The organism is Rhizobium sp. CIAT894 (assembly GCF_000172795.2).
In the GTDB taxonomy this organism is placed as follows: Bacteria; Pseudomonadota; Alphaproteobacteria; order Rhizobiales; family Rhizobiaceae; genus Rhizobium.
In genome coordinates this window covers 349,212-375,639 of sequence record NZ_CP020947.1, presented here as the reverse complement: position 1 = coordinate 375,639, position 26,428 = coordinate 349,212, and the positions used below count along the sequence as shown (strand labels likewise).

Here is a 26,428-nt window from a genome sequence, read left to right as displayed (position 1 = left end):
AGACCCCTACCCAACCCCTCCCCACAAGGGGTGGGGCTAACACGTTGCACCAACTACGACAGACATCGGGCTTTCTGCGGATGAGACGATGAAAGGGATATAGGCGGCGCGGCATCTAAGCCCCTCCCCCTTGTGGGGAGGGGTTGGGGAGGGGTCTTCACTGCGCAACTATTCACCGCTCTTGAGCAGATCCGATGCCTTTTCCCCGCGATTGCATGTTCTCCGCCAAAGGCTTAGGGTCGGGCTAGTCAGAAAAGGCGACGGGTAGAAAGCCATGGCTCTCAGCGGAAAACGCATTCTCCTCATCATTTCGGGCGGCATTGCCGCCTATAAGAGCCTGGATCTGATCCGCCGGCTACGCGAGCGCGGCGCCAGTGTCCGCCCCATCATGACCAAGGGTGCGCAGGAATTCGTCACGCCGCTTGCCGTCGGCGCTTTGGCGGCGGACCATGTGTTCGTCGATCTGTTTTCACGCCAGGACGAACAGGATGTCGGCCATATCAGGCTGGCGCGCGACTGCGACCTCGTGATCATCGCCCCGGCCACGGCCGACCTGATGGCGAAGATGGCGAACGGGCTCGCCGACGATCTCGCCTCGACCGTGCTCCTGGCGACGGAAAGACCGGTGCTGGCGGCACCGGCGATGAACCCCAGAATGTGGGCGCATCCGGCGACGCGGCGCAATGCGGCGACGCTGAGAGCCGACGGCGTGCGTTTCGTCGGGCCGATGGCCGGCGAGATGGCCGAGAGCCGCGAGGCCGGGCTCGGCCGGATGGCGGAGCCGCTTGACATCGTCGCGGCGGCCGAAACCCTGCTCGACGACGGAGAAAAGCCGCTGACGGGGCGCAAGGCGATCGTCACGTCGGGACCGACCCACGAGCCGATCGATCCGGTGCGCTACATCGCCAACCGCTCCTCCGGCCGGCAGGGCCATGCGATCGCCGCGGCCCTTGCCAAGCTCGGCGCCGAGGTAACGCTGGTAGCGGGGCCTGTGACGATCGCCGATCCGGTCGGCGTCAACGTCATCCACGTCGAGCGGGCCGAGGAGATGCGCGATGCGGTACTGGCGGCGCTCCCGGCCGACATCGCGGTGATGGTCGCGGCGGTTGCCGACTGGCGCGTCGCCTCGGCCGCCGACCAGAAGCTGAAGAAACATCCGGGCGAATCCATTCCGACGCTGGCGCTGACCGAGAATCCGGACATCCTGAAGACTCTGGGACATCATACGATGCGGCCGAAGCTGGTGATCGGCTTTGCCGCCGAGACGCAGGACGTCGAGAACAATGCGAAGGCGAAGCTCGAGAGAAAAGGCGCCGACATGATCGTCGCCAACGACGTTTCACCTGCGACCGGCGTCATGGGCGGCAGCCGCAACAGCGTCAAACTCATTCGTCGCGACGGCGTCGAGCAATGGCCTGACCTCGCCAAGGAGGAGGTGGCCGAAAGGCTGGCAGCACTGATCGCCGAGCGTTTCAGGCGGGAATAACCACCGACTGCAGCTTGGCGGCGCGCTTTTGCGGGCGGAAGCCGGCAACGTCGATGCCGTTTTTGCCGACGGTGACGGCGCTGCCGTCCGGGATCTCCGCCCAGGCATCGACATCATCGTTCAACGGCTCGGACACCAGGCAATAGCCCGCACCAACCGGCGAAGCATAGAGCGTCGGCGCCTTGCGATCGGTGGCATAGCGGATCGCATAGAGCGTGTTGCCGTCGGAAAAGGCTGCGGTAAAACGCAGCAGGATCGAGCCGATGAGGCTTTCGGCGAGGTCTTCGACGACACCGACCATATTGGCCATGGCGGCAACCGGCGCCTCGCGCAGGCCGAACTGCAGCGCCAGCAGGAACATCAACTCGGAATCGGTGGTGCCGCCGCGGGCATTGAACAGCTCGTCGTCGAGCATCGCCTCCATCGGCCGGCGCAGGCGCTCGAAGCCGGAGATCTGGCCGTTATGCATGAAGGACCAGATGCCGTGGGTGAAGGGATGGCAGTTGTCGCGCCGCGTGCCGCCGCCGGTGGCGGCGCGGACATGGGCGAGGAAGAGCGGCGAGCGGATCTGCCGCGCCAGGCTCTTCAGATTGCAATCCGACCAGGCCGGCAGGATATCGCGGTAGCGGCCGGGCTCGGGCCTGTCGCCATACCAGGCGATGCCGAAGCCATCGCCATTCGTCGCCGTCTTGGCGCGGGTGGCGCAATGAGACTGCTCGATCAGCGAATGGGCGGGCGAAGATACCAGCTCCTCCAGATAAAGGGGGTCTCCGCGATAGGCTGCCCAGCGACACATGGCTTTTGCTCCGGGACCCGCCGCCGCTTCGGCGGGAATGCTGAAATTGTCGAACGTCAAGGCTAATAACAGCTTAACGCGCGGCCGGTTTGCAAGCCGATCATGACGGATTCGTGACTGGGCAGCGCTTCAAATTCGGCGAAACGCTGCGTTCTTTTGTGAACACTGCGTTGCCCGCGCCGCGGACTTCGCGCCCGGCGACCTGACGGCTATAGTCGACGCCAAGTTGAACCTTTGAGAGGACGCCATGTCGATCCGCCCCGTAAAGCATGAGAGTATCGCCACCCCGACTATGGAAGGCGCCGGCGTCAAGCTGCACCGCGTCTTCGGCTTCGGCGATCCTGCGATGACCGATCCCTTCCTGATGATGGACGACTTCCGCAACGACAATCCGTCGGAATATATCCGCGGTTTTCCCTGGCATCCGCATCGCGGTATCGAGACGATCACCTATGTGCTTGCCGGCACCGTCGAGCATGGCGACAGCCTCGGCAACCGTGGTCTGCTCGGCGCCGGCGACATCAAGTGGATGACGGCCGGCAGCGGCATCATGCACCAGGAAATGCCGAAAGGCGATTTCGCCGGCCGCATGCACGGCTTCCAGCTCTGGGCGAACCTGCCCTCCTCGCTGAAGATGACGGCGCCGCGCTATCAGGACATCAAATCGGCAGACATTCCCGTCGTCGTCGATGACGACGGCACAGCCGTGCGGGTGATCTGCGGCGATTTCTGGGGCAAAGCCGGTCCTGTGGACGGCGTCGCCGCCGAGCCGATCTATCTCGACGTTTCGGTGCCGCCCGGCAGAAAGAAGCGCCTGCCTGTTGATACCTACCGCAACGCCTTCGCCTATATCTTCGCCGGCTCCGGCACCTTCAGCGATGCATCGAAACCCTTCGGCGTGCGCGTCGAGAAGGAAGTCGACGGCGAAGAGTTGAACATTCGCGACATGTCCGGCAACCGCACGCTCGTGGTCTTCGACAGCGGCGACGAAGTGACGGTGCAGGCGGGCGATCAGGGCATTCGTTTCCTGCTTGTTTCGGGCAAGCCGATCGAGGAGCCGGTCGCCTGGCACGGTCCGATCGTGATGAACTCCCGCGAGGAAATCATGCAGGCGATGCGCGAGTTGCAGAACGGCACCTTCATCAAGGCGGCGCACTGATCGCATTTCTTCTTGCATCTCAAGAGAATCGTCCTACCTTTGAATTATCAGCAACAGAACGAAAGGAAGGTGATCCAATGTCTAATGAGATTTCGGACCTCGTAACGGGCATGGGAGAGGTGATGAAAGCGAGGCAGCCCTCGCACTAATCCCCGCCTTCCTGGGGCTGCATAGACAGTCCAGGCCAGTTTGAGGCCAAACTCATGGAAAGGGTCGCTGAGGCGGCCCTTTTTTATTGCCTGGAGATGAGCGCGTTGACGAAGCAATCAAATTCCATTACTCATAAAGTCATCCGATGACTTTATGAGTAGCGACATGCGTGCGATCAGCAGGACAAATCTCGCCGATGAGGCGATCGAGGCGATCCGCAGTGACATCCTCGGCAAACGCTGGGCGGTCGGCGAGAAATTGCCGAATGAAGCCTCTCTGTCGGCCATGCTCTCCGTCAGCCGCGGCACGGTGCGCGAGGCGGTGCGGGTTCTGGTCTCCCAGGGCTATCTCGAGACACGGCAGGGGTCTGGAACCTATGTGCGCTCGACCAGCGATGCCGGCCGGCCGCTGACCATGGCGCGCCGCGCCAGCCTGCGTGACCAGTTCGAAGCGCGCCTGGCGCTCGATGTCGAGGCCGCCCGGCTGACGGCAGTCCGCAAGACGCCGGAGACCGTCGCCGGGCTTCGCCGGCTGCTTGCCGAACGCGGCAGTTACGACAGCGGCGATCAGTCCGCCTTCATCGAGCGCGACCTCGCCTTCCACAAGGCGATCATCGCCGCGTCCGGCAACCGGGCGATGATCGACATCTACGATTTCTTCTCGGCCTCGATCGCCGATACCATCGCGGCGACGCTCGGCAAGGATATTCCCGAACCGGATATGCAGGCACATGCCGATATTGTCGACGCCATCGAAACCGGCGATCCAGACCAAGCGGATGCGGCGGTGCGCCGTTTCATGGCGCCGGTTCTTGCCGCCCTCGAGCGGATGATCCTGTCATGACCATGCCCTCCACCGATATCGACGCATTCGACGCCGCCGACGACCTGCTTGTCGACGCCGAGGCCGGCAGCCTTCCACCGCCGCAGGCAACACCGGTGCGCGGTGCCGCGGATCGCTTTCTGCTCGGCGCGAGCCTGGTGCTGATCGCCTTCAACCTGCGCCCGGTCTTTTCAAGCGCCTCGGCACTCCTGCCTGAGATCCGCGCCGAACTCGGGCTCACCGCGCTCGGCGCCAGCCTGCTGACCACCCTTCCGGTCGTCTGCCTCGGCGCCTTTTCACCGCTTGCGCCTCGCCTGGCCCAGCGCCTTGGGACAGAGCGCACGCTGCTCGGCGTTATCCTGCTGCTCGCGCTCGGCACCGGTTTGCGCGGGTTTTCCTCCGTGCCGCTGCTCTTCATCGGCACGGCGCTGGCCGGCGCCTGCATTGCCGTCGGCAACGTGCTGCTGCCGGGGCTGGTGAAGCGGGACTTCGCCGGCCGTGCCGCGCTGATGACCGGCTTTTACACGATGGCGCTCTGCGCCGGCGCGGCAAGTGCGGCCGGGCTGACGCTGCCGATCGAGCACGCGCTCGGCGGCTCTCTGGCGGGCGCGCTCGCCGTCTGGGCGCTGCCGGCGCTTGCCGTCGGCCTGATCTGGCTGCCGCAGGTGCTGCGCAGCGGCGGCCAGGCAAGGCGCAACGGATTTCATGTCAAAGGCCTGTGGCGCGACCGGCTCGCCTGGCAGGTGACGCTGTTCATGGGGCTGCAGTCGGCACTGGCCTACTGCGTCTTCGGCTGGCTGGTTCCGATCCTGCGCGAACGCGGCCTCGACGGCGTCACCGCCGGAGCGATCGTTTCGCTCTCGGTGATGGTGCAGGCCGCCTCCTGCCTCATCGTGCCGCATATTGCCGTGCGCGGGAAGGACCAGCGGCTGATCAATGCGAGCCTTTGCGGCGTCGCCGTCACCGCCCTGCTCGGCCTGCTGTTTGCGCCGCTATCGACGGTCTGGCTGTGGGCGGTGCTGCAGGGCATCGGCCAGGGCGGGCTGATCGCCGCGGCCATGACGACGATCGTGTTGCGTTCGCGCGATCCCGATGTCGCCGCCCATCTGTCCGGCATGGCGCAATGCGTCGGTTACCTGCTTGCCGCGATCGGCCCGCTGATCGTCGGTCTCATCCGCGGCTGGACGGGAAGCTTTTCCTGGTGCGCGGTCCTCTTCGTCGCGCTCGGGCTCGGAGCGGCAATCAACGGCTGGAAGGCCGGCCGGGCGGTCGAGATCAATGTGCACGCTGTCGAGAAGGCCGGCTGAGCCGCCCGCACTCGCGTCCTCTCACTGGCGCGCCCATCACCATCTCTTGATGCCCGTCGCCGATCCCGGATGCTGCGCTATCTCAAGCTCACATCCCGCAGCGCCGGAGGAGACATCTTGCGTTTACATCTGCTGTTTCTGCTTGCAGCCCTTGCCGGGTCGCTCGCCCCTGCCCTTTCCCCGGCACAGGAAAGCGGTCACCAGAAGGCCAATGTCGAGAGCGATGCGCGCGAGGGCGTGCTGAAGCTGCTGCCGGCCGATTCCGTCACCGAGCACGAACTGACGATCGGCGGCCGGAAGATCGCCTATACCGCCACCGCCGGCACGCTCGATCTCTTCGGCCAGGACGGAGCCCAGACCGGCGCGATCTTCTACACCGCCTATGTCGCGAGGGATGCGAGGGCGGATCGACCGCTGACTTTCGCCTTCAATGGCGGACCGGGTGCGGCTTCCGCCTTCCTGCATCTCGGGCTGGTCGGGCCCGAGGTGCTCGACTTCGGGCCTGAGGGGCGCGACGGCGCCAATGCGAAACTCGTCGACAACCCGCAAAGCTGGCTCGATTTCACCGATCTCGTGCTCATCGATCCGATCGGCACCGGCTGGAGCCGGACGGCGAAGGCTGACGATGCCGCCAATTATTACAACGTCAACTCGGATGCCCAGAGCATCACCAAGGCGATCGCGCTCTATGTCGCGCACAATAACCGCTCGAATTCGCCGAAATATCTTCTCGGCGAGAGTTATGGCGGCTTCCGTGCCGCCAAGGTCGCCTCAGCGCTGCAGGAAAGCCAGGGCATCATCGTTGCCGGCGCCGTGATGCTCTCACCGCTGCTCGAGGGCCAGCTGATGTTCGACGCCGATCGGTTCGCGCTCGGCGCCGCCCTTGAGCTGCCGTCGCTGGCGGCGGCCGAACTCGACCGGCGCAACGCCTTTGACGAGCAGACGCAGAAGCAGACGGAAGCCTTCGCGCTCGGCGACTATCTGACGACCCTTGCCGGGCCACCGCCGACGGGCGCCGATGCCGCGGCCTTCTACGGCAGGATCGCCGGGCTGACGGGCATCCCTCAGGATATCGTCGCCCGCAATCGCGGCTTCCTCGGCAATTCCTTCATCAAACATTCCGACGCCGGCAGCGGCGCGGTGACGAGCCCCTACGACGCCGCCTTTGCCACACCCGACCCCTATCCGGAATCGGATTACGATCGCGGCGACGATGCCATCCTCGACGGTTTCACCCGCGCCTATGGCGGCGCCTTCGCCGACTACGCCCGCAACCAACTCGGCTTCAAAACCGAAATGACCTATTCGCTGCTCGACAGCGATATCAGCCGACGCTGGGAATGGGGCGGGCGCGGCGGCGGTTCGCGCTCCCAGGCGAGCGCCACCGACGACGTCAGGCAGTTGCTCGCCTCGAACCCGGCCTTCCATCTGCTGATCGCGCATGGCTACAGCGACCTGGTGACGCCCTACGGCGTCAGCCGCTATGTGGTCGACCACCTGCCGCCGTCGCTTAGCAGCGGCCGTGTCGGGCTGAAACTCTATCGCGGCGGCCATATGTTCTACACCAAGGCCGATCAGCGAGCCGCCTTCACGGCCGATGCCAAGGCTTTCTACGCCACGCGGCCGGCCGTTTCGCGGGCGGACTAAAGCGTGGCGCGATCTTTCAGATTCGTTGCGCGACATGCTTTGGGGACACGCCGATGCATATCACCGGAGGATGCCACTGCGGCGCGATCCGCTATCAGGCCGAGATTGATCCGGAGCGGGTGGCGATCTGCCATTGCACCGATTGCCAGCGGCTGACGGGTTCGGCCTATCGCGTCACCGCGCCGGCGCGGCCGGAAAGCTTCACGCTGATTTCAGGCGAACCGCGCGGCTACAGCAAATATGGCGACAGCGGCGGTCTCAGCCGGCAATTCTTCTGCCCGAATTGCGGATCGCCGCTCTACCGCACCGATGGAAAGGGCGGCGCGATCGGCATCCGTCTCGGCGGCATCGACCAGCGGCGCGACCTGACGCCGAGAAAACAGATATGGTGCCAGTCCGCCTTGCCCGGCGTGGAGAATATCGAGCTGTTGCCGCGATTTGATCGAGAGGATTAGCAGGCCGGTAGGCTTACTTCAGGCGGCACGCACAACGACCAGCCCTCATCCTGAGGGGCACCTCAGGATGAGGCTGGAGAGAGGGGGCGCCAACCATTGCCCCGGGATCACGCCGCCTTGGCGGCGTGATATTCCTTGATGGCGACCATCTTGATCGCCGGGTGGCGTTCGGACTCGTAGCGCAGCGAGAAACCGTCCTGGGCGAGGAAGACCGGATCGCCGTCGAGATCGCGGGCGATATCGCCGCGTTTGACGGTGAGGAATTTGTCGAGATCGGCCGGCTGATCGGCCGAGATCCAGCGGCAGACGGAGAAACGCGACATTTCGAAGGAGACCGGCAGGCCGTATTCGGCCATCAGCCGTTCCTTCAGGACATCGAGCTGCAGGGCGCCGACGACGCCGACGATCGCCGGCGAGCCGTCTTCCGGCGAAAACAGCTGGACGACGCCTTCTTCGGCCATCTGCTGCAGGGCTTCCTTGAGTTTCTTCGCCTTCATCGCGTCTTCCAGGCGCACGCGGCGCAGGATCTCCGGCGAGAAGTTCGGCACACCCTGGAAAACCAGGGCTTCCCCTTCGGTCAGCGTATCGCCGATGCGCAGCGTCCCGTGATTGGGAATGCCGACGACATCACCGGCATAGGCGGTGTCGGCGAGCTGGCGCTGCGAGGCGAAGAAGAATTGCGGCGCCGTCAGGCCAAGCTGCTTGCCGGTGCGGGCAAGCCTTGCCTTCATGCCGCGCTCGAGCTTGCCCGAGCAGATGCGGGCAAAGGCGATGCGGTCGCGGTGGTTGGGGTCCATGTTGGCCTGGATCTTGAAGACGAAGGCCGTCATCTTGTCGTCGGTCGCATGCACGGTCCTGGTGTCGGCGACCTGGTCGCGCGGCGGCGGCGCGAACTCGCCGAGCGCGTTGATGAGATCGCGCACGCCGAAATTGCGCAGCGCCGAGCCGAAAAAGACCGGCGTCATATGGCCTTCCAGGAAGGCCTGGCGGTCGAAGGGACGGCAGGCCTCGATCGCCAGCTCGGTCTCGTCGACGAAGGCCTGGCGCTCGTTTTCCGGCAGCCTGCCGGCAACGCTCTGCGGGCCGTTGACCGGCGTTCCCTCGACTTCGGTATCCGATCCGCGCACCGTGTTGGCGGCAATATTGTAGGAACCGCAGAAGGTCTTCGAGCGGCCGATCGGCCAGGTGATCGGCGCCGTATCCAGCGCCAGCTTCTCTTCCACCTCGTCGAGGATCTCGAAGGGATCGCGGCTTTCCCTATCCATCTTGTTGATGAAGGTGATGATCGGGATATCGCGCATGCGGCAGACTTCAAAGAGCTTCAGCGTGCGCGGCTCGATACCCTTGGCGGCATCGATAACCATGACGGCGGCGTCGACGGCTGTCAGCGTGCGATAGGTGTCGTCGGCGAAATCCTCGTGACCCGGCGTGTCGAGGATATTGAAGACATTGTCGTTATATTCGAAGGTCATCACCGAGGTGACGACCGAGATGCCGCGCTCGCGCTCGATCTTCATCCAGTCGGAGCGCGTCTGCATGCGATCCTTCTTCGCCTTGACTTCGCCGGCGAGCTGAATGGCGCCGCCGAACAGCAGCAGCTTCTCGGTAAGCGTCGTCTTGCCCGCGTCCGGGTGGGCGATAATAGCGAATGTGCGGCGGCGGGAGACCGCCTCGGCGAGGCTTTCGGCCATGATCATGAATCCTGTGGAATTGCCGCTTAACTAGCGACTAAACCCCGGCAATGCAATTGACCTTGCCGGCGCACGCGCAAAGTAATGGGCCATGACCATTCATCACGATGTAAGACCGACACTGAACCTCATCCGCCTGGCCAACGGCGAAGGCCTCGACCTACCCGCCTATGAAAGCAAGGGCGCGGCCGGCATGGACCTGCGCGCCGCCGTCGACGCGGCAGCGCCGCTGACGCTGCTGCCCGGCAAACGGGCGCTGGTGCCGACCGGCTTCATCTTCGAAATCCCCGAAGGCTTCGAAGGACAGGTGCGGCCGCGCTCTGGCCTTGCCTTCAAACACGGCATCACCTGCCTGAATTCGCCAGGCACCGTCGACAGCGACTATCGCGGCGAGGTGAAGGTGCTGCTCGCCAATCTCGGCGAGGAGGCCTTCATCGTCGAGCGCGGCATGCGCATCGCCCAGATGGTGATCGCGCCAGTGACCCAGGCGCGGGTGACGGAGATCACCGAGGCCAGCGAAACGGCGCGCGGCGCAGGCGGCTTCGGTTCCACCGGCGTTTGATGGCACAGCGTCCCGACAGCGCGGGCCTGACCCGGATTTTCCGGCGATGCTGTCGCCGATGGCAGATTTCTAAAGCAATTCCAGGAAAAGTGCGAAGCAGAAGGCCGTTTCGCCGTCCGTCTATTTGCGGCGGGACAGCGGCGGCAGGCGGCGCTTGACGGGCGAGGCCTTGATCATCGCGGTGTTGGTCTCCGCCCGTTCGGCGACCTTGTCCAGGAGGCCGTCGAGCTCCGCCATCGAGCGCACCACCAGGCGGGCGATGAAGCAATCCTCGCCGGTCACCTTGTCGCATTCGACGATTTCGGGAATGTCCTGGATGATGCGCTCGACCATGTGCAGCTGGCCCGGCAGCGGCCGCACGCGCACGATCGCCTGCAGGGGATAACCGACGGCGGCGGGATCGAGATCGATCGTGAAGGCCTTGACGACGCCACGCTCCTCCAGCCGGCGCAGGCGCTCGGCGGCACTCGGCGAGGAGAGGCCGACCTGCTGCGCCAGTTCCTTCAGCGAAATCCGCGCATTGCCGGCCAGCGCCTCCAGAATGGCCTGGTCGATTTCATCGAGCGATTGCACTTCATTAGCCACGACGCCAGATTTCCCTCATATTATTAGGCAATTTTGATCATAATCCATTCTATTATTATATAAATTCGTCTTCCGCCGCAATATCCTTACCGTCATCATAAAGGAGGCTGTCATGGGTGGTGATATCAAAAGAGGTACGGCGGAAATGACGGCAGCGATGCTGATCTCGGGGACGATCGGCTGGTTCGTGGTCATGTCGGGCCTGCCGGTCAGCGGCGTCGTCTTCTGGCGCTGCCTGTTCGGCGCGCTGACTTTGCTTGTTATCTGCGGCGCCCTCGGGCTGCTGCGGCCCGGCATCATCACGCTGCGCGCCTTCGGCATCGCGATCTTCGGCGGCGTCGCCATCGTGTTGAACTGGCTGCTGCTGTTTGCCTCCTATTCGCACGCGACGATCTCGATCGCCACGACGGTTTATAACACCCAGCCCTTCATGCTGCTGGTGCTCGGCGCGCTGTTTCTCGGCGAGAAGATCACCGCCACCAAGCTGTTCTGGCTGGCGCTCGCCTTCGCCGGCATGATGGCGATCGTCCAGGCGAAACCCGGTGGAAGCGGCGTTACATCCGACGGTTACGGCCTCGGCATCCTGATGGCGCTGGGTGCGGCCTTCTTCTACGCGCTCGCAGCCCTTGCCGCGAAATGGCTGAAGGGCACACCGCCGCACCTGATCGCCCTCATTCAAGTCGCGACCGGCATGCTGATGCTGGCGCCGATGACCGATTTTTCCCATCCGCCTCAGGATGCGGGGACATGGGCGATCCTCGTCAGCGTCGGCGTCGTTCATACGGGGCTGATGTATGTGCTGCTGTACGGGGCGATCCAAAGGCTGCCGACGCATCTCACGGGCGCCCTCTCCTTCCTCTATCCGATCGCGGCGATCCTGGTCGACCGGCTGGCCTTCGGCCACGCGCTGCAGCCGATGCAGATATCAGGTGCGGCGATCATCCTGCTCGCCGCCGCCGGCATGAACCTCGGCTGGACGCCGCGGTGGCTGCGCCCGAGGGCGCTGGAGAGCTGAGGGGGCATGCCGCACGCGGCACGCCCGGCTTGCCGTCCTATTTCTGCCGGCGCGTCGTTTCGAACAGGAACCAGGTGCGGCGCTCGGCTTCGTCGATCCAGTTCTCGATCAGGCTGGCGGTCGCGACATCATTGTGTTCGTCGCAGAGGTCGTGCACCTCGCGCAGCAGCAAAACCAGCTGGGCGTTGTCCTCGCGCAGTTCCGACAGCATGTCGTCGGGCGTGACGAAATCGGCATCATTGTCGGCAATGCGCTGCTGGCGGGCGATCTGGCCGATCGAGCGCAAGGTCACGCCGCCGATCTTGCGGGCGCGCTCGGCAACGTCGTCGGTCATGGCGAAAATCTGCTCCGCCTGTTCGTCGAGCAGCAGATGATAGTCGCGAAAATGCGGGCCGGACATGTGCCAGTGGAAGTTCTTCGTCTTCACATAAAGGGTAAAGACATCGGCAAGCAGCGCGGTCAGCGCCGCCGAAATATCGGTGACGGCGTTGGTCGACAGGCTGGACGGCGTCTTGAGGGGCGAAAGCCTGCGGGTTTCGGCTGAGCTAGGGGACATCCATTCTCTCCTTGGCAATGAAGATCTCGACAGCGCTACGCGTCTCCAGGAGGCGCAAAGGACGCCGAAGGCGCGCGTGCAGAGAGAAAACTAGCAAGGCCGGATCGCTTTCCAAGTGGATGATGGTTCAGCCGACCTATTCCTTACGCTGATGGACAGATCAGCGCCGATGCATTGATGAGACTGCAACACGTGCCTATAGAGAGATCAGCCAATCCAGTGGATATGACAGATGAGCCTGACCGCCCTGATCGCCTATGCCGGAGCGCTGTTCATCGCAGCCGCCATTCCCGGACCCGGGATTACCGCGATCGTCGCCCGCGCGCTCGGCTCGAATTTCCGCGAGACCTTCTTCATGGGTCTCGGCCTGGTACTCGGCGATATGACCTATCTCACCGCGGTCATTCTCGGCCTTGCCTTCGTGGCGCAGACCTTTACCGAGGTGTTCTTCGCCATCAAGATCGCCGGCGCGCTCTACCTCGGCTATATCGCCTGGAAACTCTGGACGGCGGGATTGCTGCCGCAGGATATCGCGGCGAAGAAATCCAGCAATATCGGCCTGTCCTTCCTCTCCGGCCTGCTGGTGACGCTCGGCAATCCGAAGACGATGCTCTTCTATGTCGCGCTGGCGCCGACGCTGCTCGATATCGGCAATATCGGGCTGCGCGACTACGCGCTGCTGCTTGCCGTCACCTTCGTCGTGCTGATCGTCGTGCTCGTGCCCTATATGCTGCTTGCCTCGCGGGCCCGCACGATGCTGAAAAAGCCGCGCGCCCTGCAGGTGCTGAACCGGGTTGCTTCCGGCATCCTCGCCGGCACCGCGGCCTTCATCGCCACGCGGGCCGCCTGAAATAAATATTCGGCAAGAGCCGGTTTCCAAAGGTTTTTTTCTCCGCGGCCCGCTCCCCCGGGATGAGGCGGGCTGGCCTCTTCAAGCCTTTGATCCTATTCTCCCCTCGATTTCAGGAGCAGGATTTCAAAGGGAGAGCACCCATGTCGCACAAGCCCGGCCGCGGCCGCATCTATTCCTCGATCACAGAAACCATCGGCAACACGCCGCTCGTGCGCTTCGACAAGCTGGCGCGGGAAAAAGGCGTGGTGGCAAACCTTATCGGCAAGCTCGAATTCTTCAACCCGATCGCCTCGGTCAAGGACCGTATCGGCGTGGCGATGATCGAAAGCCTCGAAGCCGAGGGCAAGATCACATCAGGCAAGACGGTGCTGATCGAGCCGACTTCGGGCAACACCGGCATCGCGCTCGCCTTTGCCGCCGCCGCCAAGGGCTACCGGCTTATCCTCACCATGCCGGAAACCATGTCGGTCGAGCGCCGCAAGATGCTGGCGCTGCTCGGCGCCGAACTGGTGCTGACCGAGGGACCGAAGGGCATGAAGGGCGCCATCGCCAAGGCCGAGGAACTGGCGGCGTCGCTGCCCGACGCCATCATTCCGCAGCAGTTCGAAAACCCGGCCAATCCGGAAATCCACCGCAAGACGACGGCCGAGGAAATCTGGAACGACACCGACGGCACAGTCGATATCCTCGTCTCCGGCATCGGCACCGGCGGCACGATCACCGGCGTCGGCCAGGTGCTGAAGAGCCATAAGCCCGAGATCCAGATCATCGCCGTCGAGCCCGCCGATTCGCCGATCCTCTCCGGCGGCAATCCCGGCCCCCACAAAATCCAAGGCATCGGCGCCGGCTTCGCCCCCAAAATCCTCGATACCGGCATCTATGACGAAGTGGTCACCGTGACGAATGACGAGGCCTTCGAGCAGGCCCGCCTCGTTGCGAGGCTGGAAGGCGTACCGGTGGGGATCTCGTCGGGCGCGGCGCTGACGGCGGCTATCAAGGTCGGCAGCCGTCCGGAGAATGCCGGCAAGAACATCGTGGTGATCATCCCGTCCTTTGCGGAACGGTATCTTTCGACGGCGCTGTTTGAGGGGCTGGGGAGCTGACACAGGGCTTTGGTTGGCCTTTTCTCCGGCAATTTATCCTGCAAATATTGGGGCGCTTCGGCGTCCCTTCTTTTGTGCCGTCACCTGCACCCCAATTGAAGTGGGACGAAAGTTCAGTGGCAGGTCAAGATAACTGAAGCGAAGCGGAGAAGCGTAAAATTAGGCGTTCACGGAGCATGTCTTGCACGGCAAATCGGACGGAGGCTGCACGTCGAGCAAGCAAACTGCGCCCATATCTTCCAGAGGGTTGGGCAGACATGTCTTATTGGGCTCTCGCCCGACATCTTAATGCTGTTGGAATTAAATCGACGAGGGTGGCATCTTTCATCCGCTATTAAGTGAGCTTCAGCGATTAAATTATTCGCTATTCCATTCAACTTTCACAATTCGCGACGAAACGGCTGATCCTTTCTCCGGTTTTGAATTGATCGCAGCAGGTTGAGCAACGCGAACTATTGAGTTCCAGGAGGATCAAAACGAGAACCTGTACGGTTATCTTAGTTTAAATAGGGTTCAGGTCTTAAATTCTGTTAGTTGTGTGAAAAACGAAGGGCATGACCTCTTGACGACAACCCTGGCTAGCGACTTCTCTGACTTATCGATGCTGCAGGAATTCGTTGATGCCGGTTGGAACAGATATTATCGTCGGTGTATTAAGTTCGATTGTATATGATGGCTTAAAAAGGCCATTCAAGGGCATTACAGAATTAACCGGGAGAAGGCGCGCAATAAACCGCGCACTGTCAAATCCCTCAACCGCAGACCTACCAGACAAGTTTGAGGCCAATCGCGCTGTTAATGACGTCATACGCGTTTTGGGCAATGACCATGGCGAGTTTACTGATAACGTTGCCAACTTCCTACAAGATGTTGAGCGAAGCGTAATTCCAGATGCCTTAAAGCATTTCGCCTTTTGCGGACATACTCCAGACGACGCATTTCCCGCATTTGAACTTCTCTATAAAACGCACGAGCCCCTCCCCTTTGCATGTGAAGCGCTCTTCAAAGCGTTAGATGCGTCAATTAAGATTCGTATCGACCAATCAATCGAAGAGAAGGTACTGTTCGAGGCATTAAAGACGCAACACGAGGATCTGGCTACGAGGATTACGGCTTTGTCTTCATGTTTGAGGAACGCCGCGTCAATCCAGGAGCCTATATCGTCGGAGCGATTTGAAGAGCTGCGCGAAAAAATCGCTCGGGGAATAGAGGCAGCGAACCGACAGATTAACGTGGAAACCACTCAAGGTACGCGTAAAGTCAATGTAAAAAAGCTCGTTATCGCAGCGCGCCTGCAACCACTATCGGATAAGGGACAAATACCGACACCTCATAGAGAGTCTCCCCCGAATGAGACACCCAGTTTCGCATACTTAAATTTCCGACGTTCCTTCAATCGCGCGGTCATCTTGGGTGATCCGGGTGGTGGGAAATCGACGCTTACTCAGCTTGTGTGCTTCGATCTAGCTCGACAAATTACTCTCGCCGCGGCAAACCCGAAGTATAGCGGCTTTGATAGTCGCGACATGAAGTTGCCGCTTCGAATAATTCTACGAACATTTGAGAAAAGACAGCAACAAAATCCCTCGTACCAGATTTTCGATTATTTAATCGACGAGATACGAGTTTATTGTGATAATGATGAATTTCTTGCGAAGAAATTCCTTCAACAATTACTTATATTTGGTCAAGCTGTTTTGCTTTTTGACGGACTTGACGAAGTTTTGGATGTTGGAGCAAGGCGCTCCATGGCATCGCAAATAGAGCAATTTACGTCAGCTTATGCCGCTTGCCCCGCACTGGTAACCTCACGAATAGTTGGTTACGGCGACGCTCCCGTAGGTGACGATTACCAACTCTTTACATTGGCCCGCTTCAATATTGATGAAGTTAGAAAATTCACGGAACAACTCTTAAAAGCGATATCTAGCGAAAAAGCAGACGCTGCAAAAGAAAAGGCTGTAGATTTCCTAGCGCAAACAGAGGCTACGGCACGAGATTTGCGGGAAAACCCTCTCCTTCTTGGTTTAATGGTATACATATTCAATTCGAGGGGCGAAGTTCCGAATAGTCGACCGGAGATATACAAAGAATGCTCGGTTCTCATGTTCGAAAAATGGGACCAGAGACGAGATATCAAATTCGAATTCCCGAACGATTTCGATCTGCTCGACCTATTTGGCTATCTTGCGAGCCAAATATTTGGCAGCGCCGACACTGAAGATGGTGTTGACGAAGAATGGCTGTTAGATCGTCTCAAAGCTTACTTCAACATTTGGTATCAAGATAAAGCACGGTCGTTTGCCGCTGCAAAGGTTTTGGTGAATTTTATAACCGGCAGGGCCTGGGTGATGTGCGAAATTGGCCCAGGCGTCTTCAAATTCACTCACCGTACTTTCTTAGAGTATTTTTTTGCTAAGCGAATTGAAGAGGAAGCCGGTAGCGTAACCGGGCTGATACGCGGCAATTTATTAGACAAGATCATCAAGTCTCAATGGGATGTGGTTAGCCATCTTGCCCTGCAGATTGCTACATTTCGTAGTGGTCCAAAATCCACTCAAGCGATCGAAACTCTGCTCAAAATCGGCACCGAAGAGCATTTCGCTCCGTCTGAGGAGGCAAATTTCCTCACATTTTTTGGACGGGCGCTCGATTATCTCTTGGTGCCAGAAACACGACTTAGTCAAGCGATTGACCACATATTCCGGCGCTGTATTCAACTCGGGGGGAACTTTAGCCTCACAGTCGGCTCTATAGTTAGCGAAGTGCTTTCCGCTACCCAAAAACGCGGGATGATTAGTCAAGAGGTAATGCGAGATATCGCGGGGCCATTGCTGGCAGGACCAGGGAGCGCCGAGCGCACATATCTTTTTTATATATTGGGAATGCGCTTTTCAGGACATAGAATTTACAGGCGTAACGTCTTTTATACTGACCTAGTCTGGCAAACATTTCGACAAATTAGGCAAGATTGGCAAGCTGAACAGTTTAACCGAGCAGTAGATAACGTTGCCGAGGCTCGCACTTATTATTACGTTTATGGAGACAAATTCAGAGAATTATTTTCTATACATGGAGTATCACTACTATTCTCGGCATCTTCTGAGCTGGTCCCCTTTGAGGTGTCACATCTGGGGTACTTGATCATACACGAAGCAGTTCGACTCCAGTCTAAAATTGGCGGACCGCGCTTTCATGATTTAGAGCTTTCCCAGGCTGACGCACGTTTTGCGTTAACAGCGCTATCCGACCTCATGTATGATCGCTGGCAACAGGGTAATATTGACGAGGTTATCCCTGCATCTGCGGAGAATATAAAGTTTCCCGTATTGGACGAATTCGCGCATTACATATCTTATATTTCAGGGCGTCGAATGCCCGCTTCGTTGCGCACGACCATCTCTCGGGCGGCATTTCTTTATATCGTCCTTGCTGACGGCCATAGAAACCGTGAGCACTTCGAGCGGGTCTTTAGATCTAGGCGTTCAAAGAAAACACAGAACGTACAATTTGCTCCATTACCCGAGCTTTTTGACGATAAGTTTTCTCGAGCTATCGCACAAATTAGGTCCGGACTAGCAGGGCCATTGTTTGAGGCGCCAGCCTCAGGATGAACCTACATCCATGGATGTGCTCCCCATTTCACCGGACAGTTCAGCGAACGGAGTCGATTGCCCACCAGTTGCACGAACTCTCGCTCATGCTAGAACGGCGATCAGGCTACTCGGTGCGAGAATATTCACTTCGGCGCCGGAGGCGTGAAGGGCGGCCTGCGCACGCTCGCGGCTTTCGGAAACCGCTTGTCAGGGCGCTCGGCTGTCCCTCTTCCTACGCCGCAGCTGTCAGCCTCTCGCCCGCGATACGGTAAGAGATCGCCTCCGCCAGATGCCATTCGGCCGACCGTCGGCTTACCATCGAGATCGGCGAGCGTGCGGGCGACCTTGAGGACGCGGTGGTAGCCGCGGGCGGAGAATTTCATTTTTTCGGCGGCGTCGCGCAGGAGCTGCAAGCCGCCGGCGTCGGGTTCGGCGAGTTTTTCGATCATTGATGTGGAGCAGCGGGCGTTGGTGCCGATGCCTTTGGCGCCGGCGGCCTCGAAGCGCTGCTGCTGGATTTCGCGGGCGCGGGCGACGCGGCGAGCGACGTCGGCGCTGGTTTCCGCGGCCATCGGCCGGATCAGATCGGCGGCGGAGACGGCCGGCACGTCGATGCGGATATCGATGCGGTCCATCAGCGGGCCGGAGATGCGGGCCTGGTAATCGCTCATGCAGCGGGGGCCGCGGGCGCAGGTGTGGCCGGGCTCGCCGGCCATGCCGCAGCGGCAGGGGTTCATTGCCGCGATCAGCTGGAATTTCGCCGGATAGGAGACGCGGTGATTGGCGCGCGCAATGACGCATTCGCCGCCTTCGAGCGGCTGGCGCAGCGCATCCAGCGCCTGCGGCGTGAATTCCGGAAACTCGTCGAGGAAGAGCACGCCGTGATGGGCAAGCGAGGCTTCGCCCGGACGGGCGCGGATGCCGCCGCCGACGAGCGCCGCCATGGTGGCGGAATGATGCGGGGTGCGGAAGGGCCGGCGGTCGGAGAGTTTGCCGCCGGTGAGCTGGCCGGCGATCGAATGGACCATCGAAACCTCCAGCAGCTCGGCGGCCGAGAGCGGCGGCAGGATCGACGGCAGCCGTGCCGCCAGCATCGACTTGCCGGAGCCGGGAGGGCCGACCATCAGGAGATTGTGGCCGCCGGCGGCCGCCACTTCGAGCGCCCGCTTGGCGCTTTCCTGGCCCTTGATTTCGGCCAGATCCGGCAGATTGGCGGCATTGGCGCGGATCGACGCCTCCGGCCTGGATAAGACCTGCGTGCCGCGGAAATGATTGGCAAGGGCAATCAGGCTGCGGGGAGCGAGAATATCGACGTCGGCACCGGCCCAGGCGGCTTCGGCGCCGCTTTCGGCCGGGCAGATCAGCCCCTTGCCGAGCGCATTGGCGCCGATCGCGGCCGGCAGCGCGCCTGAAATGGCGGCGATGGTGCCGTCGAGATTGAGCTCGCCCACGACGACAAAATCCGACAGCGCATCGGCGGGAATGGCGCCGAGAGCGGCCATCAGCGCCAGCGCGATCGGAAGATCGAAATGCGAGCCCTCTTTCGGCAGATCGGCCGGCGCCAGATTGACGGTCACGCGCTTGGCCGGCAGCGTCAGGCCGGAAGCGTGAAGGGCGGCCTGCACACGCTCGCGGCTTTCGGCCACCGCCTTATCGGGCAGGCCGACGATCTGCATGCCGATCTTGCCGGGAGCGACCATGACCTGGACCTCGACCGGCACACCCTCGATGCCCTGGAATGCCACCGTACTGACACGCGCGACCATAAACCCATCCCCCTGCCCGCAAACTCTTATAGCCCCTGCAACCCATCAGGGCCAGCGGTTGCAATCTGGCATGGAATCTGGAATAAAACAAGAACAATCAAGGAACGCAGTCAGATATAGGCTGTGACCGGGGTTGTACCCGGCCGCAGCAGGCGCGTGGGTCACGCGGCAAGATCAGCCGCGCTTGCGCTCGATCGCATCCCAGAGCAGGCCTGCGATATCGGCGCCGCCGAATTTTTTGACCTCGCGGATGCCGGTGGGCGACGTCACGTTGATCTCGGTCATGTAATCGCCGATCACGTCGATGCCGACGAGCAGGAAGCCGCGTTCCCTCAGCGCCGGGCCGATGCGTTCGCAGATTTCCCGTTCGCGCGCCGTCAGCTCGGTCGCCTCGGCACGGCCGCCGACATGCATGTTGGAGCGGCTGTCGTGCTCGGCCGGGACGCGGTTGATGGCGCCGGCAAATTCGCCATCGACCAGGATTATGCGTTTGTCGCCCTTGCGCACGTCGGGCAGATATTGCTGGGCGATGAAGGGCTCGCGGAAGAGCTGGCCGAACATTTCCAGCAGCGAGGAGAGGTTGCGGTCGTCGCGGGTCGAATGGAAGACGCCGGCGCCGCCATTGCCGTAGAGCGGCTTCAGGATGATATCGCCCATCTCGTCGCGGAAGCGGCGGATTTCGGCTGCATCCCTGGTGATCAGCGTCTTCGGCATCAGATCGGCAAATTCGGTGACGAAGATCTTCTCCGGCGAATTGCGCACCCAGGCCGGATCGTTGACGACGAGGGTCTTCGGATGGATGCGCTCGAGCAGATGCGTCGAGGTGATATAGGCCATGTCGAAGGGCGGATCCTGGCGCAGCAGCACGACATCCATGGTGGAGAGATCGACGCGCTCCGGCGCGCCGAGCTCGAAGTGATCGCCCTTGACGTCCTTCAGCAGCATCGGCTCGACGCTGGCAAAGAGCTGGCCGTCGCGGAAACTCAGGCGCTCGGGCGTATAGTGGAACAGCCGGTAGCCGCGCGCTTGGGCTTCCAGGCTCATGGCGAAGGTGGAATCGCCTGCGATATTGATGCCGGCGACATGATCCATCTGGACCGCTACATTGGTGATCTTGGCCATTTCCGTCCCTCGCTGAATGCCGGACAGATGTAGGTCGGCCCGGCATCAAACGCAATGCCGATCAAGGGCTTCGGTCGAGGGCTTTCGGCGCTCGCGATCACCGGGTTTCGAGGATCCGCATCAGCCGGCCGCGATAGCTGTCGAGAATGACGGCGAGCACGATGACGGCGCCGATGACGATCGGCTTGATGTTGTCGTCGGCGCCGAGCAGCTGCAACCCGGTCGACAGCACCTGCAGAATGCAGGCACCGACAAGCGTGCCGATGATCGAGCCCTTGCCGCCCGAGAGGCTGGTGCCGCCGATGATGACGGCGGCGATGGCATTCAGCTCATAGCCGATGCCGGCAACCGGGCTGCCGACATTGAGACGGAGCAGATAGACCATGGCAGCAATGCCGGCGGTCAGCCCGGAGATGGTGAAGACCGCGATCTTGTATCGTTTCGGCTGATGCCCGGACAGGCGCACCGCCTCTTCATTGGTGCCGATGGCAAAGACGAAGCGGCCGAAGACGGTGTAGCGCAGCACGAACCAGCCGATCAGCACGACGACGATCGCAATCAGGAAGATCGACGGAAAAATGCCCCAGAAGATCAGGTTGCCGAAATCGACGAAAGGCTGCGGCAGGCCTGTGATCGTCGAATTGTCGCTGACGACGCGGGCCAGGCCGCTGGCGACATTCAGCATGCCGAGGGTGACGATGAAGGAGGGAAGCTTCCACTTCTCGCAGATCCAGCCGTTGACGGCGCCGAGCACGGCACCGGTGCCCATCGAGGCCAGGCAGGCGAGAATGATCGCCTGCCATGGCGAAAACGCCGGATTGATCATGATCGTCGCACCGATCACCGTGCAAAGGGCAAGCAGCGAGCCGACGGAAAGATCGATGCCGCCGATGAGGATGACGAAGGTCATGCCGGCGGCCAGCACGGTGTTGATGGCGATCTGCACGAAGATCTTCAGGAAGTTCTCCGGCGTGGCGAAATAGGGCGCCGTCGCCGAGAAAAACGCCAGGATCAGGACGAGGGCGATGGCGACGCCGGCTTCCTTCATCGAGATCCGCAGAAGCTTGTCCCAGACGCTTACCTGTTTCGCCCCGGTTTGCGCCTCAGTCTGTTTTTCAATGTTGGCGGACACGGCTGTACTCCTTGTAGGCGAGCGAAAGGATCCTGCTTTCGTCAAATTGCTCCCGGGCGATTTCACCTGATATCTTGCCGTCGGAGAAGACGATGATGCGATGGCAGATGCCCATCAGCTCCGGCAGATCCGAAGAGACGACCAGGACACCTTTGCCATCGGCGGCGAACTTCCACAGAAGCTCATAGATTTCGGCCTTGGCGCCGACATCGATCCCGCGGGTCGGCTCATCGAAAATCAGCACCTTGGGGCCGCGGAACAGCCATTTGGCAATGACGACCTTCTGCTGATTGCCACCGGAAAAGGTGCGGACGGCCTGATGGATGGACGGGGTCTTGATCCGGAGCTCGCGCACCAGGCGCTGCGCGTGCTCATCCTCGGCCTTGCCCAGGATCAGGCCGTTGCGGGAGATCTTGTCGAGAGCGGTGATGGTGGCGTTTTCGGCGCAGCTCATATCGAGCATCAGGCCCTGCATCTTGCGGTCTTCGGTCGCCAGGCACAGCCCGGCCGCCACGGCATCCTTGGGCGCATTGATCTCGACCGGCTCGCCGTTCACGCGGATCTCGCCTGATGCCTTGACGTCGGCGCCGAACAGGGCGCGAACAGCCTCGGTGCGGCCGCTGCCGACCAGGCCGGCAATGCCGACGATCTCGCCCTTTGCCACGGAGAAGGACAGTTCCGGGCTATGCCGCGTCACCTTGAGGCCGGAAACGCCGAGCGCCTCGCCGGATACCGTGCTGTCGCCCTTGAAAATGCCGTGATCTGAAAGCTTGCGCCCGACCATCAGCTCGACGATTTCGGGGATGCCAAGTCCGGCCAGCGGCCGGGTGATCACGTGCTGGCCGTCGCGCAGCACCGTCACGTCGTCGCCGACCTCGAAGATCTCTTCCAGCCGGTGCGAGATGTAGAGGGTGGTGACGCCACGGCTCTTCAGGCGTTTCAGAATTTCGAACAGGCGATCGACCTCCTTGGAGGTCAGCGTCGCCGTCGGTTCGTCGAGAACGAGAAGCTTGCTTTCGTAGCAAAGCGCCTTGGCGATCTCGACCAGCTGCAGCTGCGCGACGCTGAGGCGGCTTGCCAGTGTCGTCGGCGCCACGTCGAGACCGACCTCTTCCAGCAGTTCCGCCGCTCTGGCGTTCATCGCTTTGTAATTCACCAGGCCGTATCGGCGCGGCAGATGCTCAAACAGCAGGTTTTCGGCAACTGTCAGGTTGGAAAGCGGGTGCAGTTCCTGGTGAATGACGCGGATGCCCGCCCTGAACGCCTCGAGCGGCGAAGACGGATGATAAGGCTTGCCGTCAAACAGGATATGGCCGTCATCCGGCCGGAAGACGCCGCCGAGCAGATTGATCAGGGTCGACTTTCCGGCGCCGTTCTCGCCGAGGAGAACGTGCCCCTTGCCGCGGCCGATCCGAATGGAGACATCCCTGAGCGCTACGACGCCGGGGAAGCGCTTGCCGATCCCTTCAAGGCTCAGGATGTCGTCATCTGCTCTATCTGACACGGCGACCTCATGCATGGTCTCTTCAAACCTCCGCGCAACGCGCATCGGGGAGGCCCGAAACGAGCCTCACCCGAAGCGATCAACGCGTCAATCGGTTGGTGGCGATGGCGTCGGCCGGCAGCCGGCGCCACGTTTGCTTTTGGGAGTCTGATATCCCGACTATTTCAGATCGGCAGCGGTGACCAGCTTGACGTCGGTCTTGACCCAGCCGGTGAATTTTTCGCCGGCCAGTTCGCGCATGCCATAGTCGATGCCCATGACCGCCATCTGCGCGCCGTACTGCTCGACGGTGGCGAGCATCTTGCCGTCCTTGATCAGCGGCTGGACGGGCGGGATATTGTCGAAGCCGACGACCTTGATCTTGCCGGCCTGACCGGCAGCATCGAGGGCCTTGACGACGCCGAGGGCCATGGAGTCGTTGGCGGCCATGACACCTTGAATATCCTTATACTTCGTCAGGAAATTCGTCATGACGGTGTTGGCTTCCTCGGTCTCCCAATGGGCAGTCTTGCTGTCGAGAAGCTCGAGCTTGCCCGATTTGACGGAGTCCACGAAGCCTTCCTTGCGCTCCTTGGCATTGTCGGCCTCGGGGTTGCCCTCGAGAATGACCACCTTGGCGCCGGGGCCGAGATCCTTGGCAAGCGCATCGCCCGCGAGCTTTGCCCCTTCCTTGTTGTCAGGCCCGAAGAAGGCGAGATCGATCCCGGCCTTCTTCTTGGCATCGGCGTCGAGCGGCACGTCGATGTTGATGACCTTGACGCCAGCCTTCACCGCCTTTGCCAGCGGGGTCGCCATCGCCTTGGAATCGGCCGGTGCTACGACGATGATATCGTATTTCTGGGTGACGAAGTTTTCGACGGCATCGACCTGCGCGGCGAAATCACGCTCGTCTTTCATGCCGACGGCCTTGAAGTCGAACTTGTCCTTGTTCTCGGCCGCATATTTGTCGGCGCCGGCCTTCATCTGCTTGAAGAACTCATTGGACAGAGACTTCATGATCAGGCCGACCTTCGGCTTTTCGGCCGCAAAGGCGGGCGAGACGCTGCTCGCCAGCGCCAGCACCAGGGTGCCGGCAAGGCCGAGCTTCAAGGCCGCACGGCGCGGTGCACTGATCATGACGGATTCACGCTTAGAATTGGACATTTTTTCCTCCCTAACGGCTCTGGGCTCAGCTCCATCTGAGTTGCCCGCGGCAATGAACCGTTTCCAACGCCATCTGGGTAGCACGCCCTCGAAAATTGTCAAGCGGCCAAAAAGAGGGGCGGACAATATGCTGCATCGCCCTTTCAGTCCGATATTGACATATGCACGATGAACCGTTTCCATGCAGCGCCTTATCGAACGTTGCATGCAGGTTCAGCCGTCGAAATCGCCACACAGCCTTTGACTAGGAACCTGAAGACCATTAGCTGGAAGCCTCGATCAGGCGCTCTCGGGCGTTTTTCGAAAGGCGAAGAAGAAGGGCCACTGTTTCTGTCATGTCAAAGGTCGGGATTAGGGACGTTGCCAAGCTTGCGGGAGTTTCCACCGGCACCGTTTCGCGGGTTTTGAACGACCATCCGTCGGTGACGAGGGAATTGCGGGCGCGCGTCACCGGGATCATCAAAGACCTCGGCTACCTGCCCGACCCGTCGGCGCGAAGCATGCGCAGCAAGGTCAGCCGGCTGATCGGCATCGTCATTCCGGATCTGACCAATCCGTTCTTTGCCGAACTCGTCCAATCGGCGGAACAAGCGGCGGCCAGTCACGGCTACAACATCATCGTCATGACGTCCTTCGATCATGCGGCCAAGGAGGCTGACCGCATCAGCCAGCTGACGAGCCGGAAGGTCGACGGCATCATGCTCGTTCCCAGCAATGATTTCCACAAGATCAAGCTGCCGAAGGGCGTGCCGATCGTCGTCGTCGACCGGCTGATGCCGGGGTATTCCGGCATTGCCGCCGATCACCGCAACGGCGTTCGTCTTGGCGTCGAGCATCTTCTGAAGCTCGGCCATCGCCGCATCGGCTTTATCTCGGGGCCCGGGCACTCCGTGCCCGCCAACGATCGCCTCAGAGGTTATCTCGACGCAATCGAGCAGGCGGGGGAACAGGCCGACGGCGGCACGAAAATCGCCGGGCCGCCGCTGATTGCCGAGGCGGCCTTCGACTACGAGAGCGGCCGTTCAGCGGGAAATTATCTTCTGGCCCGCGCCCGCAACGAGCGACCGACGGCGATCTTTGCCAGTTCGGACCAGCAGGCGATCGGCTGCATGCGGGCAGCCCATGATCTCGGCATCCCGGTCCCCGCCGCCCTTTCCATCGTCGGCTTCGACGGTATCCCGCTCGCCAGCATGACGACACCGCGCCTGACGACGGTGAAGCAGCCGATTCGAGACATGGCCGCAGCGGCGGTCGCCGTTCTCCTGAACAAGCAAACCGCGCCCGAACTCGACAATCCGATCCTGTTTGCCTGCGAGGTTTTATCAGGCGAAACGACCGCCCCGCCCCAGCCCGATTAGGCGGCAATGCCCTGGTTGCCGCCGCTGTTGCGCAGCATGTTGCGGAGGCGATAAGCGATCGCCAGCGGTTTCGGGAAGGGCTTGCGCAGAAAGGCGACCTTGCGGACGTAATTGTCGACCCGCCAGCTTGCCCAGGTCCCGCCGGCGAAAAAGGCGACGTCGCCGACGCTGAGCGTTCGTTCGGTGCCATCCTCGGCGGTGATATGGACCTCGCCTTCGAGGATCATCACGGTCTCGTCCCAGCCGAAGCGCCAGCGGAATTCGCCCGCCGTGCAGTCCCAGATCGCCGTCAGCGAGGCCTCGTCATGGCCCCGCGAATGTTCGCCGGTGCGGGCCTGCGGGTTGCCGCTGACGATCCAGTCCGGATTGATCGGCGACGGCTTCATCGGCAACAGGTCGCTCGCATGGGCGACGAAGGATTTCCCGGCCGGCTTCGCCACGGCATAAGGCACCGTGCGCGCGGCCATGGCGACCGCACTCGCAAGCATCATCTTCCAGGCCATGAAACAATCCCCAATTGTTATCCCTGCCGAGGGGGTAGCAGAGAGGCGTAAGGAGCTGGTTCACGCGGGAACTAAAAGTTTAACGATCCGCAAAGCGATGGGTCGGTTCAGATTTTC

General features: G+C 61.4%; 21 protein-coding genes and 1 pseudogene. 12 read left to right on the top strand and 10 right to left on the bottom strand.

Translation table 11 applies throughout. From position 1 onward, the window contains the following. The first annotated feature begins 274 nt into the window (after positions 1-274). The gene (gene coaBC, locus RHEC894_RS01850) at positions 275-1,486 is read left to right on the top strand and encodes a bifunctional phosphopantothenoylcysteine decarboxylase/phosphopantothenate--cysteine ligase CoaBC (RefSeq protein ID WP_085735800.1); all 1,212 of its coding nucleotides are present in this window, start codon (positions 275-277) and stop codon (positions 1,484-1,486) included. Here the strand turns inward: coaBC and RHEC894_RS01845 are convergent. Further along, a complete protein-coding gene (locus RHEC894_RS01845; protein WP_085738819.1) occupies positions 1,473-2,282 on the bottom strand; it encodes a class II glutamine amidotransferase in 810 nt (269 codons plus the stop codon). The two genes, coaBC and RHEC894_RS01845, sit on opposite strands and share 14 nt — an antisense overlap. 247 nt (positions 2,283-2,529) lie before the next feature. Between RHEC894_RS01845 and RHEC894_RS01840 the strand changes: the two genes are divergently transcribed. From RHEC894_RS01840 to RHEC894_RS01820, 5 genes are all read left to right on the top strand, one after another. Continuing rightward, positions 2,530-3,441, top strand: coding sequence for a pirin family protein (locus RHEC894_RS01840; protein WP_010068571.1), 912 nt, complete (start codon positions 2,530-2,532; stop codon positions 3,439-3,441). 315 nt (positions 3,442-3,756) lie between these two features. Next, on the top strand, positions 3,757-4,434 hold the full coding sequence (locus tag RHEC894_RS01835) for a FadR/GntR family transcriptional regulator (protein WP_085735798.1): 678 nt from the start codon (positions 3,757-3,759) through the stop codon (positions 4,432-4,434). After that, positions 4,431-5,720, top strand: coding sequence for an MFS transporter (locus RHEC894_RS01830; RefSeq protein WP_085735796.1), 1,290 nt, complete (start codon positions 4,431-4,433; stop codon positions 5,718-5,720). The genes RHEC894_RS01835 and RHEC894_RS01830 overlap by 4 nt, the downstream gene beginning before the upstream one ends. Positions 5,721-5,837: 117 nt before the next feature. Continuing rightward, positions 5,838-7,367 carry a carboxypeptidase gene (locus RHEC894_RS01825; protein ID WP_085738818.1) on the top strand — a complete coding sequence of 510 codons (1,530 nt, stop codon included), beginning with the start codon at positions 5,838-5,840 and terminating at the stop codon, positions 7,365-7,367. 53 nt (positions 7,368-7,420) lie between these two features. Then, positions 7,421-7,822 (top strand): GFA family protein, encoded by a 402-nt coding sequence (locus RHEC894_RS01820; RefSeq protein WP_085735794.1) that lies wholly within the window; start codon positions 7,421-7,423, stop codon positions 7,820-7,822. Between the two features lie 107 nt (positions 7,823-7,929). On the opposite strand, the gene RHEC894_RS01815 is transcribed toward RHEC894_RS01820, so the two are convergent. After that, positions 7,930-9,513, bottom strand: coding sequence for a peptide chain release factor 3 (locus RHEC894_RS01815; protein ID WP_085738817.1), 1,584 nt, complete (start codon positions 9,511-9,513; stop codon positions 7,930-7,932). A 91-nt stretch (positions 9,514-9,604) separates the two neighbouring features. On the opposite strand from RHEC894_RS01815, the gene dut reads away from it, so the two are divergent. Beyond that, the gene (gene dut, locus RHEC894_RS01810; protein WP_010067797.1) at positions 9,605-10,075 is read left to right on the top strand and encodes a dUTP diphosphatase; all 471 of its coding nucleotides are present in this window, start codon (positions 9,605-9,607) and stop codon (positions 10,073-10,075) included. 120 nt (positions 10,076-10,195) lie between these two features. Here the strand turns inward: dut and RHEC894_RS01805 are convergent, their stop codons facing one another. After that, positions 10,196-10,660, bottom strand: coding sequence for an Lrp/AsnC family transcriptional regulator (locus RHEC894_RS01805; protein WP_085735792.1), 465 nt, complete (start codon positions 10,658-10,660; stop codon positions 10,196-10,198). Positions 10,661-10,772: 112 nt separating this feature from the next. Here RHEC894_RS01805 and RHEC894_RS01800 point away from each other — a divergent pair, with 112 nt between their 5' ends. Then, entirely contained in the window at positions 10,773-11,675 is a 903-nt protein-coding gene (locus RHEC894_RS01800) for a DMT family transporter (RefSeq protein ID WP_085735790.1), read from the top strand. A 37-nt stretch (positions 11,676-11,712) separates the two neighbouring features. On the opposite strand, the gene RHEC894_RS01795 is transcribed toward RHEC894_RS01800, so the two are convergent. After that, the gene (locus RHEC894_RS01795; RefSeq protein ID WP_085735788.1) at positions 11,713-12,231 is read right to left on the bottom strand and encodes a DNA starvation/stationary phase protection protein; all 519 of its coding nucleotides are present in this window, start codon (positions 12,229-12,231) and stop codon (positions 11,713-11,715) included. Positions 12,232-12,463: 232 nt separating this feature from the next. On the opposite strand from RHEC894_RS01795, the gene RHEC894_RS01790 reads away from it, so the two are divergent. The 3 genes from RHEC894_RS01790 to RHEC894_RS01780 all read left to right on the top strand — a co-directional run bounded on the left by RHEC894_RS01790 (position 12,464) and on the right by RHEC894_RS01780 (position 17,801). Further along, the gene (locus tag RHEC894_RS01790; RefSeq protein WP_085735787.1) at positions 12,464-13,081 is read left to right on the top strand and encodes a LysE family translocator; all 618 of its coding nucleotides are present in this window, start codon (positions 12,464-12,466) and stop codon (positions 13,079-13,081) included. A 143-nt stretch (positions 13,082-13,224) separates the two neighbouring features. Then, the gene (gene cysK, locus RHEC894_RS01785) at positions 13,225-14,187 is read left to right on the top strand and encodes a cysteine synthase A (RefSeq protein WP_085735785.1); all 963 of its coding nucleotides are present in this window, start codon (positions 13,225-13,227) and stop codon (positions 14,185-14,187) included. A 620-nt stretch (positions 14,188-14,807) separates the two neighbouring features. Next, positions 14,808-17,801 carry a hypothetical protein gene (locus RHEC894_RS01780; protein ID WP_085735783.1) on the top strand — a complete coding sequence of 998 codons (2,994 nt, stop codon included), beginning with the start codon at positions 14,808-14,810 and terminating at the stop codon, positions 17,799-17,801. A 214-nt stretch (positions 17,802-18,015) separates the two neighbouring features. Here the strand turns inward: RHEC894_RS01780 and RHEC894_RS01775 are convergent. From RHEC894_RS01775 to RHEC894_RS01755, 5 genes and pseudogenes are all read right to left on the bottom strand, one after another. Continuing rightward, a pseudogene (locus tag RHEC894_RS01775) lies at positions 18,016-19,549 on the bottom strand (YifB family Mg chelatase-like AAA ATPase). Between the two features lie 174 nt (positions 19,550-19,723). Then, positions 19,724-20,671, bottom strand: coding sequence for a glutathione synthase (gshB, locus tag RHEC894_RS01770; protein ID WP_085735782.1), 948 nt, complete (start codon positions 20,669-20,671; stop codon positions 19,724-19,726). A gap of 97 nt (positions 20,672-20,768) precedes the next feature. Then, on the bottom strand, positions 20,769-21,803 hold the full coding sequence (locus RHEC894_RS01765; RefSeq protein ID WP_085735780.1) for an ABC transporter permease: 1,035 nt from the start codon (positions 21,801-21,803) through the stop codon (positions 20,769-20,771). Further along, positions 21,787-23,322: a sugar ABC transporter ATP-binding protein gene (locus tag RHEC894_RS01760; protein WP_085735778.1), complete on the bottom strand. Its 1,536-nt coding sequence runs from the start codon at positions 23,320-23,322 to the stop codon at positions 21,787-21,789. Before RHEC894_RS01760 ends, RHEC894_RS01765 begins: the two co-directional genes overlap by 17 nt. Positions 23,323-23,466: 144 nt before the next feature. Then, the gene (locus RHEC894_RS01755; RefSeq protein ID WP_085735777.1) at positions 23,467-24,450 is read right to left on the bottom strand and encodes a sugar ABC transporter substrate-binding protein; all 984 of its coding nucleotides are present in this window, start codon (positions 24,448-24,450) and stop codon (positions 23,467-23,469) included. 335 nt (positions 24,451-24,785) lie between these two features. Between RHEC894_RS01755 and RHEC894_RS01750 the strand changes: the two genes are divergently transcribed. After that, complete coding sequence (locus tag RHEC894_RS01750; RefSeq protein WP_085735775.1) at positions 24,786-25,808, top strand: LacI family DNA-binding transcriptional regulator; 1,023 nt, start codon at positions 24,786-24,788, stop codon at positions 25,806-25,808. Here the strand turns inward: RHEC894_RS01750 and RHEC894_RS01745 are convergent. Next, entirely contained in the window at positions 25,805-26,311 is a 507-nt protein-coding gene (locus RHEC894_RS01745) for a cupin domain-containing protein (protein ID WP_085735774.1), read from the bottom strand. The genes RHEC894_RS01750 and RHEC894_RS01745 overlap by 4 nt on opposite strands. Positions 26,312-26,428 lie beyond the last annotated feature (117 nt).

Bases quoted from the DNA above. Each gene is read 5' to 3' on its own strand.
- dut (WP_010067797.1), top strand. From the start codon at position 9,605: ATGACCATTCATCACGATGTAAGACCGACACTGAACCTCATCCGCCTG.
- RHEC894_RS01800 (WP_085735790.1), top strand. From the start codon at position 10,773: ATGGGTGGTGATATCAAAAGAGGTACGGCGGAAATGACGGCAGCGATG.
- RHEC894_RS01820 (WP_085735794.1), top strand. From the start codon at position 7,421: ATGCATATCACCGGAGGATGCCACTGCGGCGCGATCCGCTATCAGGCC.
- RHEC894_RS01750 (WP_085735775.1), top strand. From the start codon at position 24,786: ATGTCAAAGGTCGGGATTAGGGACGTTGCCAAGCTTGCGGGAGTTTCC.
- RHEC894_RS01815 (WP_085738817.1), bottom strand. From the start codon at position 9,513: ATGGCCGAAAGCCTCGCCGAGGCGGTCTCCCGCCGCCGCACATTCGCT.
- RHEC894_RS01790 (WP_085735787.1), top strand. From the start codon at position 12,464: ATGAGCCTGACCGCCCTGATCGCCTATGCCGGAGCGCTGTTCATCGCA.
- RHEC894_RS01760 (WP_085735778.1), bottom strand. From the start codon at position 23,322: ATGCATGAGGTCGCCGTGTCAGATAGAGCAGATGACGACATCCTGAGC.
- RHEC894_RS01745 (WP_085735774.1), bottom strand. From the start codon at position 26,311: ATGGCCTGGAAGATGATGCTTGCGAGTGCGGTCGCCATGGCCGCGCGC.
- RHEC894_RS01835 (WP_085735798.1), top strand. From the start codon at position 3,757: ATGCGTGCGATCAGCAGGACAAATCTCGCCGATGAGGCGATCGAGGCG.
- RHEC894_RS01845 (WP_085738819.1), bottom strand. From the start codon at position 2,282: ATGTGTCGCTGGGCAGCCTATCGCGGAGACCCCCTTTATCTGGAGGAG.
- gshB (WP_085735782.1), bottom strand. From the start codon at position 20,671: ATGGCCAAGATCACCAATGTAGCGGTCCAGATGGATCATGTCGCCGGC.
- coaBC (WP_085735800.1), top strand. From the start codon at position 275: ATGGCTCTCAGCGGAAAACGCATTCTCCTCATCATTTCGGGCGGCATT.
- RHEC894_RS01830 (WP_085735796.1), top strand. From the start codon at position 4,431: ATGACCATGCCCTCCACCGATATCGACGCATTCGACGCCGCCGACGAC.
- RHEC894_RS01755 (WP_085735777.1), bottom strand. From the start codon at position 24,450: ATGTCCAATTCTAAGCGTGAATCCGTCATGATCAGTGCACCGCGCCGT.
- cysK (WP_085735785.1), top strand. From the start codon at position 13,225: ATGTCGCACAAGCCCGGCCGCGGCCGCATCTATTCCTCGATCACAGAA.
- RHEC894_RS01840 (WP_010068571.1), top strand. From the start codon at position 2,530: ATGTCGATCCGCCCCGTAAAGCATGAGAGTATCGCCACCCCGACTATG.
- RHEC894_RS01795 (WP_085735788.1), bottom strand. From the start codon at position 12,231: ATGTCCCCTAGCTCAGCCGAAACCCGCAGGCTTTCGCCCCTCAAGACG.
- RHEC894_RS01780 (WP_085735783.1), top strand. From the start codon at position 14,808: ATGCCGGTTGGAACAGATATTATCGTCGGTGTATTAAGTTCGATTGTA.